The organism is Kribbella sindirgiensis, assembly GCF_004331435.1.
Lineage (GTDB): Bacteria > Actinomycetota > Actinomycetes > Propionibacteriales > Kribbellaceae > Kribbella > Kribbella sindirgiensis.
In genome coordinates, this window is sequence record NZ_SJKA01000007.1 from 133,766 (window position 1) to 147,963 (window position 14,198).

The window sequence follows — 14,198 nt, forward strand, 5'->3', positions numbered from 1 at the left end:
CTCGTGATCCGTTCCCGACCACTTCGGTTGCTCGTCGCGCTGCTCGCCGGTGCACTGGTTCTCCCCGCGGTTCCGGCGCTGGCGTCGCGGGAGGTGAAGCTGGAGATCCTGTCCGGCCGCCCGGACACGGTGACCGGCGGCGACGCGCTCGTGCATGTCGTCGCACCGGATGACCAGGTTCGCGTGACTCTCAACGGCAACGACGTGTCATCGGCGTTCACTGCCGACGGCGACGGTCTGACCGGACTGGTCGGGAACCTGCGGCTCGGTGCGAACCTCCTCCGGGCCGAGTCGGACGGGCGGCGTACGACGCTGGAGGTGCGGAACCACCCGCGGCAGGGGCCGGTGTTCTCGGGGCCGCACGAGCAGCCGTTCCTGTGTGAGACGGCCAAGTTCACGATCCCGGTGATCGGTAGCACGCTCGGCGCTCCGCTGGACGCGGACTGCACGGTCGCGCCGCGGGTCGACTACTTCTACCGGACCGCCGCGGGCCAGTTCGCGAAGTGGCCGGCAGGCGCGACGGCGTACCCGGCGGATCTCGCGAAGACGGACTCTGGTGATCCGTTCATCGTGCGGATGGAGACCGGCAGCGCGAACCGGGCCGTCGTCCAGACCAGCATGCTGCACGACCCGCTGCGCTCGGCCGCACCGACCCCGACGCGGCGTTCGCCGAGCTGGAACGGCCGGGCGATCTTCACGCTCGGCGGTGGATGCGCCGGCGGCTGGTACCGGTCGGGTTCGACGACCGGTGGGGTCACGGACGCGTTCCTGCTCGGCCGCGGGTACGCGCTGATGTCGTCGTCGCTGAACGTGTTCGGGCAGAACTGCAACGACCTGACCGCGGCCGAGTCCGCGATGACGACGAAGGAACTGTTCGTCGAGCACTACGGACGCCCGGACTTCACGATCGGCTTCGGCTGCTCCGGCGGCTCGTACCAGGCGCATCAGATCACCGACAACTACCCGGGCATCTTCGACGGCATCATCGTCGGCTGCTCGTTCCCGGAGGTCGGGTTCGGCACGGTCTCGTTCATCAGCGACTCGTGGCTGCTCGACGCGTACTTCAACCGGTCGCCGGTGCCGTGGACCCAGGAGCAGAAGCGTCGGGTGGCCGGCTTCCAGACGTACGCGACGCTGCCGAGTATGGCGGTGAGCGCCGCCCGGATCGACCCGCGGCAGAACTGTTCCCACCTTCCGCTTGCCCAGCGCTACGACCCCGTGACGAACCCGCGAGGCGCTCGCTGCGACGTCTTCGACCACACGATCAACGCGTACGGCGCCGATCCGTCGACCGGGTTCTCGCGGCGGCCGCTCGACAACGTCGGCGTGCAGTACGGGCTGAAGGTGCTTCGGGCCGGCATCATCACTCCCGCGCAGTTCCTGGACCTGAACTCGTCGATCGGTGGCTTCGACGCGGACGCCAACCTGGTGCCGTCCCGTACCGTGGCGGATCCGCAGGCCACGCGGACGGCGTACCGGACCGGGCGGCTGACGAACGGTGGCGGTGGGCTGAAGGACGTGCCGATCATCGACTACCGGGCGTACTACGACACCCAGTCGTACGGCGACATCCACGTCCGGTACCACACGTTCTCGATGCGCGCCCGGCTGCAGAAGGCGAACGGTACGGCGGCCAACCAGGTGAGCCTGCTCGAGGACGCGACGTACGGACTGTTCAGCACCGCGAGCCCACTGCTGCAGCACGCGATCGACTCGATGGACAGCTGGCTGACCGTACTGACCGCGGACACCACGTCCCGGCCGCGGATCGACAAGATCGTGGCGGCGCGGCCGTCCGAGCTGGTCGAAGGCTGCCGCACTCCCACTGGCTTCGTAGCGCAGGCTCTGAACCGGGACCCTGCCTCGCGCTGCGAGAAGCTGTTCCCGTCCGCGTCGTTCCCCCGCGAGGTGGCCGGTGCGGGCGTGGCAGCCGACGTGATCAAGTGCAAGCTGCGTGAGCCGGTGCGTTCGGAGTACCCGGGTTTCACCGACGCCGACTGGCAGCGGCTGCTGACGATCTACCCCGGCGGCGTCTGCGACTGGTCCAAGCCGGGAGTCGACCAACAGCCGCTTGCCGGAACGTGGCTCAGCTTCAGCTGACCCGCGTGTATACCTGCTTTTCGCATGTGGCGTGATGTGATGTTTTCCCTTGTGGATAACGGGATTCGCCGCCTTCGGTGGTTTGCGAGTGGCGGTGAATCGCTGTAAGGTCGAACACATGTTCGAGTGTGATCTGTCCGAGTTGCCGACGGCCGACCTGCTGGAGTCGGCCGCCGCGCACCGCGCCGAGGCCAATCGCCTCGATGCGCAGCTGCTCGAACATGCCCAGACCTACGCCGACCGGTTCCACCCGGATGTCTGCCCGGTGCGGCCCGGCCGGCGATCGTGCGACGGCCGCGAACGCGCGATTGTTCTCGGCGGCGACGGCTGCCCGGAGATCGCAGAGTTCGCGATCGCCGAGTTCGCCGCCGTCCTCGGCGTCTCGCCGGGGGTGGGCGCCAGGCTGCTCGGTGACGCGCTGGCGCTCCGGCGCCGGTTCCCGTTCACCTGGGCCCGGATCCTGTCCGGCGACGCGACCCCGTGGAAAGCCCGCCAGCTCGTCGCCGCCTGCGTAAAGCTGTCCCAGGAGGCCGCGGCCTACGTCGACCGACGGGTCGCGGCAGTGATCGACACGATCTCGCCGTACCGGCTGGAGAAGATCATCAAAGCCGCCAAGTTCCACGTCGCTCCTGACCTCGCCAGGGCCGAGGCCGACGAGAAGGCGCGGGAACGCGGTGTGTTCGTCGGCGAAACCGACGAGCACGGCACCAGGACCATGTACATCAAGGCATCCTCCGGCGCGGTCGCCCGCAACAACGCCACCCTCAACGCGATCGCCGACGCCCTGAAGATCTTCGGCGACCCCCGCGCCCTCCAACACCGCCGCGCCGAAGCCGTCGGCATCATCTCCGACCCCCTCTACACCCAAGAACTCCTCACCCAAGCCAGCCGCCACCCCAACGTCACCCCCACCGATCCCGCTCCCGCCGACCTCAAGCCCGCCCCCGCCACCACAGACGCTGCAGCCAACCCGCACCCTGCGCCCAACCTGGCCCACGCGGGCAGCCCTGGGACCCCGGCGAACGCAGAGAACGCAGGAGACGCGGGGGACGAGTGGAATGTGCGGCCTCGCATCGATCGGCGTGACGAGGATCTACTGGACGATTGGACCAGGGGCCACGACGACGAGCCCGGGTCGGACGACGCGGTCGATTGCGACGCACCCGACCTGAGTGGCGGCGAGCTGCCCGGGCCGCTCGACATCCGCCATGCCGAGGCGCTCGACCTCTCCGACCCGCTCGGGCCGTTCGGTTCCGGCCAACCGCCTGCTACCCACCAGGACGTCGGCACCGACGATGGCCAACCGCTGGACGACGGTGCCCTGCGCGAGCTGCATACGCGGCTAGCGCAGATCAAACATGACGCCTACACCAATCCCACCAACACCGGACAGGTGCGTCCGGGGCAGACCGAGATCTACGTGCACCTCACCGACCACACCCTCGCCACCGGCACCGGAGTCCTCCGCGCCGAAACCATCGGCCCGCTGCTGGCCAGCCAGCTTACAGAACTCGTCGGCCACGGACCGTACACCGTGAAGCCCGTCATCGACCTCAACGACGCCGTCAGCGTCAACGCCTACGAGATCCCCAACAGAATCCGCGAACGAGTCAAGCTCACGCATCCCGTCGAGCTGTTCCCATTCGGCACTCGCGAGACAACCCGTTCTGTGGACCTCGACCACCTCCGCCCGTACGACCCACTCGGACCACCAGGCCAGACCTCCACCACGAACCTCGTACCGCTGGGCCGGTTCGGTCACCGGGTAAAGACCCACGCCCGCGGCTGGAGCGTGCGCCGCGTGGACTACAGGACCGTCGAGTGGACCACACCCCACGGCTTCCGGTTCCGCGTCGACCCCACGGGCACCCACCGAGTGCCGGATCCGTGAACGGTCAGCCGAGGCTGAAGCGGAACCGGTGTCTCCGCGGCTGCAGGTCGTGCGGCGGGAGAATCGGTGCGCCGCTCGTCGGACTGCCGAGGCCGTGTTGCAGGGCATCCAGTGTGATCCAGACCCGGTCGCTCGGAGTCAGGTCCGCAGGGTGTTCGGCGGCGGCCAGCTCGGCTGTTGTCCAGCGGCGTACGGTCAGGGCGAAGTGTGGGGCGCCCGTTAGGCGGAGAGTGCCGGCGGTGCCGAAGAGCTCGGCCCAGCGGACGTCGCCGCGGGCGCCGTTCTCCTGCGGGTACAGGTACGGGATCTGGAAGTCGTCGATTGTGCTCGTGTAGCGGCCGATTCGCGCTGCTGAGCGGGAGTCCGGGTAGGCCTGCCCGGGGCCCAGCCCGAACCAGGTCAGGCCGTGGAATCCCGCCGGCACACCGAACGTCACTCCGAGCCGAGCCCAGGGCACCTTCCACTCACCCAACGGCTCGACCTCGACGTCCGCCGTCAGCCGACCGCCGTCGGTCCTCCAGGTGTACGTCGTCAGCACCCGAGCGTCCGTCGCCGCAGCCCCGACCATCGTCACCACGGTCAGCTCATCGCCAGCCGCGTCGACGGACACCGTCCGATACTGGAGTCGATCCAGCCCGGCATTCGCCCACCGGGCCTTCCGGTCCAGCGTGCTCGCGTCCCACGTCCGCGCATCATGCTGCGTAGGCGCCCGCCACAGTTCCAGCGGGACATGCGCGACTTCCCACCCACCGAGCCCGACCAACCGCCCAGTCCGCCCGTCGAACCGCCCCGACCCAAGGACGAGGTCCTCAGCCTGCCTGATGGGCTGCTTCCCGGGGCGGGGTGCGGGGGCGTCGGTTGGTGTGGTGAGGAGGGATTGGGTGGAGGCGATCTCGTGGCCGGCAGGGGCCCAGGGGGTGTTGTTGGTGAGGACGGCGCGGATGGTCAGCCAGCGTTCGCGGTTCTGGAGTGGGGGGAGATCGGGGAGTTGGACGGTCGCGGACCGGCCGGGCGGGACGACCGGGAGGGTAAGAGGGCCGCGGGCAACTACTTCGCCCTCGTCGGCGATCTCCCAGTGCAGCGACAGGTGGGAGGTGTCGAGTACGGCGTACCTGTTGGTGATCGTGAGGACGTCGCCGGCGACGGACAAGCGCACCGGCTCGTAGACCTTGCGGACCTCCGCGAGCACCGGTTGCGGAGTCAGATCAGGAAACACCAGACCGTCGAGGACGTACGTACCGTCGTGCAGTTCCTCGCCGAAGTCACCGCCGTATCCGTAGGAACCGTCCGGTCGCAGGATCCCGTGTTCCATCCACTCCCACAGGAACCCGCCCTGACACCGCTCGTACGTGTCGAACAGCGCCTCGTACTCCGGCAACCCACCAGGACCGTTGCCTCCAGCATGCGAATACTCACAGAGCACGAACGGCATCGACCGCCGCCGCGCATCCAGCGCCGGATCCTCCAGCGGCTTCTCCGCGCGCTTCCCGATCGCCTCGACCTCGGCATGCGACGCGTACATCCGGCTGTACACATCCACATCCGCACACGACAGATCGCCCTCGTAGTGCAACGGCCGCGACGGATCCCGGTCCCGCGTCCACTCCGCCATAGCGGTCAGGTTCGACCCGACACCGGCCTCGTTGCCCAGCGACCACATCACCACCGACGGATGGTTCTTGTCCCGCTCGACCGTCCGACGCATCCGATCAAGTGACGCATCCAGGAATCGCGGATCGTCGGCCGGGTTCCCCTTCCAGTCGATCAGCATGAACCCGTGCGACTCGTAGTCACACTCGTCCATCACCCAGAACCCGAGCTCGTCGCACAACTCCAGCAACCGGGTGTCCGGCGGGTAGTGGCTGGTCCGGATCGCGTTGATGTTGTGCCGCTTCATCACCAGCAACTCTTCGCGCATCCGCTCAGCAGGTACGGCGCGACCGAACACGGGATCGTGCTCGTGCCGGTTCACGCCGTGGAACAGGACCCGCCGCCCGTTGACCCGCAGTACGCCGTCGACGATCTCCACCGTCCGGAACCCGATCCGCAACTCCACCCGCTCACCGGGCAGCTCCACGACCGCGTCGTACAACCGCGGCACCTCGGCCGACCACGGCTCGACGCCCGGAATCGTGACCGTCTCCCCGCACGGCACCACCACATCCAGCGATGGGATCCGCACCACTGCACCCGGCGCCGACTCGACCATCAACACACCGGCGCCGTCAACATAGTCCGCATGCACGAAGACGTCGGCGTCCACCGGGCGCGCGATCAGCGTGACGTCCCGGAAGATCCCCGGCAGCCACCACATGTCCTGGTCCTCGAGGTACGAACCGGACGACCACTGGTGCACGCGCACCGCCAGCACGTTCCGCCCCGGCCGCAGTACGCCGCCGACCGCGAACTCGGCCGGCAGGCGCGAACCTCGCGTCACACCGAGCTCGACCCCGTTCAGCCAGACCCGGGCGCACGAGTCCACCCCGTCGAACCGCAGGACCGTCGACCCGCTCCACTCGGACGGCAGCTCGAAGACCAGCCGGTGGTCGCCGGTCGGGTTCTCGTCCGGCACGTACGGCGGGTCGACCGAGAACGGATACTTCTGATTCGTGTACGCCGGACTGCCGTGGCCGTGCATCGGCCACGACGAAGGCACCGGCAACCAAGCCCAGTCCGAGTCGTCGAAGTCCACCTCCTCGAATCCGGTCGCACCCACCGAGGGAGACAACCGGAACCGCCACTGCCCGTTCAGGCTCAACCGAGGCGCGTCCGACCGCAGGGCCGCCCGCGGCGGCAGCACGCCGCACCCAGGACCCGGATCTTCCCAGTAGTTCACGCGTCCTCCCGGATCCACACGGTCATCGGCCCGACCTCCCGGTTCGCCCAGGCGTAGTAGGGGATCGCGGTCAAGGTGCCGTCTCGCGTCGGTACGTCGACTGTCGTCACACCGCCGAGCAGATCCGGCCGCTCCCGCTCGATCAGCTCGCCGCCGACCACGGCCGTCGAGTCGAGAACGGCGTCGGCGTCCTGCTGCTCGAAGCAGTACACCAACGGGCCGCGCTCGATCGCGATGCAGCCACGGACCGAGTCGATCCGCTCGTCGGGCGTCGTACGGCGGGCCGCGATCGGCAGCTCCAGTACGACCTCGTCACCCACCGCCCACACCCGCCGCAGCGGTCCCTCGAACCCGTTGACCGTCAGCCGATGACTCTCGGCCCACGCCGGGATCCGCAGCCCGAGCGTCCAGGGCGTGTCCGGCGTCGACGTGATCCGCACCTGGACAGTCCCGTGCCACGGATACTCGGTCTCGACCTCGAAGCCGATCGGGCCCACGTTCACCGAGGCCGGCGCATACAGCTGCACCTGTACCCCGTCGTCGTCCGAGGTCGCGACCAGCTGATCCAGCGAGGACAGCGTGCGCATCACGTTCGGCGGGCAGCACGCCGTACCGAACCACGGCTGCCGGCCACCCACCGCGGACCGCTGGTCGTCGGCGAAGGCGTTGTTCCGCACCTTCAACGTGTTGACGTAGAAGAACCGGTCACCGTCGAGCGAGACCCCGGAGATCACCGCGTTGTAGAGCGTCCGCTCGATCAGGTCGGCGTACTTGCTCTCACCCGTCGCGAGCAGCAGCCGCCAGCTCCACTGCACGCTGGCGATCGCGGCGCAGGTCTCGCAGTACGCCGCATCCGGCGGCAGCTCGAACGGGTCCCCGAACGCCTCGCCGTACCACCTCGCTCCGACGCCACCGGTCAGGTACGTCTGGCTCTCGACCATCGTCGCCCAGGTCGCCTGCAACGCATCGAGCAGCTCGTTGTCGCCGGTCTCCACCGCGACGTCGGTCGCACCGGACGCGAGATAGAGCGCCCGGACCGCGTGCCCGGCGATCGTGCGGACCTCGCGCACCGGCAGGTGATCCTGGAAGTACGCCGGACCGTGGTGACCCGGGGGAGTGAGCAGCCCACGACCGCGCGCCTCGACGAAGTACGACGCCAACTCCAGGTACGCCGTGGTACCGGTCTCGCGGTAGAGCTCGACGAGCGCCATCTCGATCAGCGGATGCCCGTCGACTCCCTCCAGCCGTCCGGGGCCGAACGTCTTGCACAGGTGGTCGGCGAACCGGGACGCGACGTCGAGCAACGTGCGATCGCCGGTCGCGCGGACCTGCGCGACGGCTGCCTGCAGCAGATGACCCGCGCAGTACAGCTCGTGTCCCTTCTCCAGGTCGCCGTACCGCTGCCCGTCGAGCGCGAGCCGCGTGTAGGTGTTGAGGTATCCGTCGGGGTCCTGCGCGGCCGTGACCAGCGCGCTCGCGGTCGACTGCCGGCCGGCGAGGTCGGCGGACGGTTCGCGGGCCTGCTCCCAGGCGACGGCCTCGAGCCACTTGTAGACATCGGTGTCGGCGAACAGCTTCCCGGCGAAGGCTCCGGTCTGCTCGTCGGCGGCCCGGCGGAAGTTGCGGAGGGTGCCGACCTCTTCCAGCCGCTGGGCGGCGGCCGGGATGGTGGCGTCGCGGTTGATCCGCTGCCGCTCGAGCCAGAATCCGCCGCTGATCCTGGTGCTGCCGAGGGGGAGTGGGCGCAAAGGCATGGAGGCAAGGTAACCATCGGCGCGGACGTCGATGCAAGAGTTCGTGCAAACGATTGCGGCCACGAAAATCACTGAGTGCAAACGATTGCGGTTTGTCGGTGTCACGCTCTTGACATCGGCTCGTAACCTCCATGACCATGAGGGCCGGTCGTTCCATTCGGACGTGACTAGATATTCAGACTGCGCAGTTCAGCAGCCGCCCACCGCACCGATTGCGAGGCATGGACGATGACCGAAACTCCTCCAGGCGAATCCCCGGGCTGGTCCCGGCGTGGATTCGTCGGAACCACAGCGGCCGCCATCGGTGTCGCGTCGCTGGGGATCACGCCGACCGCGAGCGCCAAGACCACCCAGACCGCTGCCGGCGCGAGCGTGAACGACGACCGGCTACCCGCCTTCCCCGGGGCCGAGGGCGCCGGCAAGTGGTCCAAGGGCGGCCGCGGCGGCTCGGTGTACGAGGTGACCACGCTGGCCGATTCCGGACCCGGCTCGTTCCGGGACGCGGTCTCCGGCTCCGACCGGACCATCGTGTTCCGGGTCTCCGGCACGATCCAGCTGCAGTCGGGCCTGAAGATCGCCGGCAGCAACCTGACGATCGCCGGACAGACCGCGCCTGGTGGCGGGATCTGCGTGGCGGGCTACGGCACCAACATCGCCGGCGGCGCGCACGACATCGTGATGCGCTACCTGCGGTTCCGGCTCGGTGACGAGAACGCGGTCGCCGACGACGCCTTCAACACCAACGTGCCCGGCTCGGTCAGCCCGGAGATCCGCAACCTGATCATCGACCACTGCTCGTTCAGCTGGGCGGTCGACGAGTGCCTCTCGCCGTACGGGAACTTCGACGTCACCGTCCAGTGGTGCATCGTGTCCGAGGGCCTCGCGCTGTCGGCGCACCCGAAGAACCGGCACGGGTACGGCGGGATCTGGGGTGGTGAGCGGAACACGTACCACCACAACCTGGTCGCCCACCAGGGCGGACGGCAACCGCGCTTCGGCTACACGGAGGGCATCACCCTCGAGGTCGACCACTACAACAACGTGATCTACGACCACGGGTACACCTCGGTGTACGGCGGTGAGTGGGCCAACGGCATCAACATCATGAACAACTTCTACAAGCCGGGCCCGACCACGCTCGACGAGGTCGCACCGGTCGTGGTGAGCGCGAACCGCGGCGGCCAGTGGTACATCGCCGGCAACCAGGTCGACGGCCACCCGGACGTCACCGCGCACAACCGCCGCGGCATCCGGTACCCGATCGGCGGCATCGTCGAGCTGGCCGAACCGCAGCCGATCCCGGGCCGCGGCGACCTGCAGACGGCGAGCAAGGCGTACGACGCGGTGCTCGCCGGGGCCGGTGCGATCCTGCCGAAGCGTGACGCCGCCGACGCCCGCGTCGTCGAGGAGGCCCGCACCGGCACCGGCCGGCTGATCAACTCGCAGAAGCAGGTCGGCGGCTACCCGGAGCTCGTCCAGACCGAGGCGCCGGTGGACTCCGACCACGACGGCATCCCGGACTGGTGGGAGCAGGCCAACGGCCTCGACCCCAACGACCCGTCCGACGCGCAGAAGATCGCTCCGAACGGCTACACCTACCTGGAGAACTACCTCAACTCGCTGGTCCCGGACCCGGTCGGGAACCCGGCCGTGCGGATCACCAGCCCGGCGCAGAACACGACGTTCGCCGGCCGCACCGCGCCGACCGTGACGATCAAGGCCGACGCGTCCGCCGCGAAGGGCGGTCAGCTCGCCAAGGTCGAGTTCTTCGCCGGTGACCAGGTGATCGGCGTCGCGACCCAGGCGCCGTACCAGGTGCAGTGGAAGAACGTTGCCGACGGCTCCTACTGGATCACCGCGCGGGCCACCGACAAGAACGGTACGGCGACCCAGTCGATCGCGGTCCAAGTGCACGTCAACAAGCAGAACGGTACGACCGGCTGGACGTCGGCCGCGGTCGGGAAGCCGCCGGTGCCCGGCTCGGGCAGCCTGGACGGCGGGGTGCTGACGATCAAGGGCTCCGGCCGGATCTACGGGCGGACCAGCAACTTCCACTACGTCTACCGCAAGCTCCAGGTGGGAGGGGTCGCGCAGATCACCGCGCGCCTGGACAAGATCAGCAAGATCGCCAACGGACTCACCGCGGGCCTGATGATCCGCGACTCGCTGGACCCGGCCGCGCCGTTCATGTACGGCGGGATCGGCTTCGGTGTCGCCGGTGGGTACGGAACGGTCAACGACAATGCGAGCGCTGCGCCGACCGCCACCGACGACGGCGGCATGAAGGCACAGGCGATCCGGCTGCAGACCGACGGATCGGTGCCGAGTGTCGGCCCGTGGCCGTGGGACGACAGCTACCTGGACCCGACGAAGGTGTACTGGCTGCGGCTGCTCCGGCGCGAGCGCCCGCAGCAGTTCGGCGACGTCGAGTTCGAGGCGTTCATCTCGACGGATCAAGTCAAGTGGGACCGCTTCGGCTACGAGAAGCTCGTCATGCCGAGCCGGACCTTCTACATCGGTTTCGCCATCGACGGCGGCCGCCTGGACGACAACGGTCTCATCGACTACGGGACCGCGCAGTTCAGCAACATCACGCTCGAGCAGCAGTGAGGTAGAAGACCATGTCAAAAAGGTCAGAACGCATGATCGACCGGCGCAAGCTGCTGCAGGGCGGCCTCGGCCTCCTGGCCGTGGCAACGATCCCCGGCTGCGGCTTCTTCGACACCAAGCCGGCCGGCTCCGGTGCCCAGGCCGCCGCGGCCGGCGAGAAGGAATCGCCGATGCTGAAAGCCCTGGTGGACAAGGGCTCCCTGCCCCCGCTGGCGGACCGGTTGCCGAAGAACCCGCCGGTGATCAAGCCGCTCGCGGGCAAGGCGATGTACGGCGGAACCTGGCGGTCGGCGATGCTGACCCAGGAGGACACCCAGTGGCTGTGGTACGCGATGCGCTACGAGCCGCTGCTGCGCTGGAAGCCCGACAAGGTCGGCAAGCCCGGGTACGACGAGATCGAGGCGAACACCTGCGAGTACACGGTCGATGCCGAGAGCAAGGTCTACACCTTCACGCTCCGCGACGGCCTGAAGTGGTCCGACGGGAAGCCGTGTACGGCGGACGACCTGATCTTCACGATCCTCGAGGTGCAGTGCGACGAGGGTCTGCACCCGGACGGGCTGTACGACGCGTTCACCTCGCCGGACACCGGCAAGATCGCGAAGGTCGAGAAGGTCGACGCGCGCACCATCAAGATGACCTACAGCTCGCCGCAGCCGTCACTGCTGGTCCAGATCGCCGACGGCATCTTCGAGCGTGAAGGCGCCTACGGGATGCTGCTGCCGAAGCACTACTTCCAGCAGTTCCACCTGAAGTACAACAAGTCCGCGAACGCGCTGGCGAAGAAGGCCGGCGTCGGCAGCTGGACCGACCTGTTCGCGCAGAAGCAGAACCCGTGGACCAACCCGGAGCAGCCGACGCTGGCGCCGTGGAAGGTGACCACGCCGCTCGGCAAGGGCTCCGCGGTCACCCTGACCCGGAACCCGTACTACTGGAAGGTCGACGACGCCGGCCGCCAGCTGCCGTACATCGACAACTGCCGCGTCGAGGTCGTGCAGGACGCCCAGGTCGAGCTGCTCAAGGTGATGAACGGCGAGTTCGGCATGCAGTACCGGAACTTCGGGACGCCGCAGAACAAGCCGGTCGTCGCGCAGAACCGGGAGAAGGCCGGCTACAAGATCTTCGAGGTGCCGACCCAGCTGACCAACACGATGGTCCTCGGCCTCAACATGACGCACAAGGACCCGGTCAAGCGGGCGCTGTTCGCGAACAAGGAGTTCCGGGCCGGTCTCTCGCACGCGATCAACCGCAAGGAGGTCATCGACGCGGTCTACGCCGGTCAGGGTGAGCCCTGGCAGGGCGCGCCGCCGAAGGACTCGCCGTACTACAACGAGCAGCTGGCCACGCAGTTCCTGGAGTTCGACGCCGCGAAGGCGAACCAGCACCTGGACGCGGCCGGGCTGACGAAGAAGTCACCGGCCGGCAAGCGGCTCGGCGCGGACGGCAAGCCGGTCTCGGTCGCCGTCCTGGTCAGCGAGTCGTTCCCGGACCACGTCGAGGCGATCGAGTTCATCAAGAAGCGCTGGGCCGCGGTCGGGATCGAGCTGCGCACCCAGGCGGTCAGCGAGGACCTCTACAAGGAACGGGTCAAGGCGAACGACCACGACGCCGGGACCTGGACCTGCGGCACGTTCGTGCTGCCGACCGGTACCGGTGGCGACCACTACTGGGTGCCGACCAACGACGGCAGCGCGCGCTACGGCATCGGCTGGGCGCAGTGGTACCAGTCGGAGGGCGAGGAAGGCGTGAAGCCGCCGGCCGAAATACAGAAGCAGATGGAGCTGTTCACCCAGGCGCGGCAGGAGCCGGACCCGGCGAAGACGCTCGACCTCGGCAAGCAGATCCTGCAGATCGCCGCCGACCAGTTCTACTACATCGGCGTCAGCTCGGTGCCGAACACGTACGGCGTCGTCAAGAACGACTTCCACAACGTGCCGGACAAGATGAGCGAGTCGGTCGCCCCGGGCATCGTCCACCCCGAGCAGTTCGCGATCGGTCAGTAATGCTGCGGTTCGTGGCCCGGCGGCTGGTCTGGATGGTCATCACGCTGGCGGCGATCTCGTTCGTCACCTTCGTGGTCATCAAACTGCCGCCGGGCGACTACACCACCACGGTGATCGCGAACGCGGAGGCCCGCGGCCAGGACATCCCGGACTCGCAGATCGCCGAGCTGAAGCGGCACTACGGGCTCGACAAGCCGTTCATCGTGCAGTACCTCACCTGGATCAAGGGCGTCGTACTGCACGGTGACCTCGGGCAGTCGTTCGCCTGGAACCAGTCGGTGGCCAGCCTGATCGGCAACCGGGTGCTGCTCTCGATGGTGCTGTCGATCGCCAGTCTGCTGTTCGTCTGGTCGATCGCGTTCCCGATCGGCATCTACAGCGCGCTGCGGCAGTACTCCGGCGGCGACTACCTCGCCTCGTTCCTCGGCTTCATCGGGATGGCCGTCCCGGAGTTCATGCTCGCGCTGGTGATGATGTACATCGGGTTCCGGTACTTCGGCCAGAGCGTCGGCGGACTGTTCTCACCCGAGTACGCCGACGCGGCCTGGAACCTGGGCAAGCTGCTCGACCTGATCTCGCATCTGTGGATCCCGATCGTGGTGGTCGGGGTCGCGGGGACGGCCGGGCTGATCCGGATCACCCGGGCGAACCTGCTCGACGAGCTGCACAAGCCGTACGTCGCGACCGCCCGGGCGAAGGGCCTGCCGGAGTGGAAGCTGCTGCTCAAGTACCCGGTCCGGATGTCGCTCAGCCCGTTCTTCAGCACCGTCGGCTGGCTGCTGCCCGGCCTGATCAGCGGCGAGACGATCGTGTCGGTTGTGATGAGCCTGCCGACCAGCGGCCCGCTGCTGCTCGGCGCGGTGAAGAGCCAGGACATGTACCTGGTCGGCAGCTTCGTGCTGATCCTCAGCACGCTGACGGTGATCGGCACGATGCTCAGCGACCTCGCACTGGCCTGGTGGGATCCGCGGATCCGCACCCGGTTCCAGAAGGGATAGATCCGC

At 68.2% G+C, this 14,198-nt stretch carries 7 protein-coding genes; 5 read left to right on the plus strand and 2 right to left on the minus strand.

Annotated elements, in window-relative coordinates; translation table 11 throughout:
• Positions 1–3: 3 nt before the first annotated feature.
• A complete protein-coding gene (locus tag E0H50_RS21320; protein ID WP_202868257.1) occupies positions 4–2,100 on the plus strand; it encodes a DUF6351 family protein in 2,097 nt (698 codons plus the stop codon).
• Between the two features lie 118 nt (positions 2,101–2,218).
• On the plus strand, positions 2,219–3,991 hold the full coding sequence (locus tag E0H50_RS21325; RefSeq protein WP_131291277.1) for a DUF222 domain-containing protein: 1,773 nt from the start codon (positions 2,219–2,221) through the stop codon (positions 3,989–3,991).
• 4 nt (positions 3,992–3,995) lie between these two features.
• Here the strand turns inward: E0H50_RS21325 and E0H50_RS21330 are convergent, their stop codons facing one another.
• Together E0H50_RS21330 and E0H50_RS21335 are read right to left on the minus strand one after the other, a co-directional pair.
• Positions 3,996–6,827 (minus strand): glycoside hydrolase family 2 TIM barrel-domain containing protein, encoded by a 2,832-nt coding sequence (locus tag E0H50_RS21330; RefSeq protein WP_131291279.1) that lies wholly within the window; start codon positions 6,825–6,827, stop codon positions 3,996–3,998.
• Positions 6,824–8,581, minus strand: a complete 1,758-nt coding sequence (locus E0H50_RS21335; protein WP_131291281.1) for a glycoside hydrolase family 127 protein — start codon at positions 8,579–8,581, stop codon at positions 6,824–6,826. Before E0H50_RS21335 ends, E0H50_RS21330 begins: the two co-directional genes overlap by 4 nt.
• Before the next feature lie 228 nt (positions 8,582–8,809).
• Between E0H50_RS21335 and E0H50_RS21340 the strand changes: the two genes are divergently transcribed.
• From E0H50_RS21340 to E0H50_RS21350, 3 genes are read left to right on the plus strand one after another with little or no spacing between them, the layout of a single operon-like run.
• Complete coding sequence (locus tag E0H50_RS21340) at positions 8,810–11,191, plus strand: Ig-like domain-containing protein (protein WP_131291283.1); 2,382 nt, start codon at positions 8,810–8,812, stop codon at positions 11,189–11,191.
• Between the two features lie 32 nt (positions 11,192–11,223).
• Positions 11,224–13,194 carry an ABC transporter substrate-binding protein gene (locus tag E0H50_RS21345; RefSeq protein WP_165547235.1) on the plus strand — a complete coding sequence of 657 codons (1,971 nt, stop codon included), beginning with the start codon at positions 11,224–11,226 and terminating at the stop codon, positions 13,192–13,194.
• Positions 13,194–14,192, plus strand: coding sequence for an ABC transporter permease (locus E0H50_RS21350; RefSeq protein ID WP_131291287.1), 999 nt, complete (start codon positions 13,194–13,196; stop codon positions 14,190–14,192). The genes E0H50_RS21345 and E0H50_RS21350 overlap by 1 nt, the downstream gene beginning before the upstream one ends.
• Positions 14,193–14,198: the final 6 nt, after the last annotated feature.

Excerpts from the sequence above, each read along its gene's own strand:
- E0H50_RS21325 (WP_131291277.1), top strand. The coding sequence starts at position 2,219 with ATGTTCGAGTGTGATCTGTCCGAGTTGCCGACGGCCGACCTGCTGGAG.
- E0H50_RS21335 (WP_131291281.1), bottom strand. The coding sequence starts at position 8,581 with ATGCCTTTGCGCCCACTCCCCCTCGGCAGCACCAGGATCAGCGGCGGA.
- E0H50_RS21340 (WP_131291283.1), top strand. The coding sequence starts at position 8,810 with ATGACCGAAACTCCTCCAGGCGAATCCCCGGGCTGGTCCCGGCGTGGA.
- E0H50_RS21345 (WP_165547235.1), top strand. The coding sequence starts at position 11,224 with ATGATCGACCGGCGCAAGCTGCTGCAGGGCGGCCTCGGCCTCCTGGCC.
- E0H50_RS21350 (WP_131291287.1), top strand. The coding sequence starts at position 13,194 with ATGCTGCGGTTCGTGGCCCGGCGGCTGGTCTGGATGGTCATCACGCTG.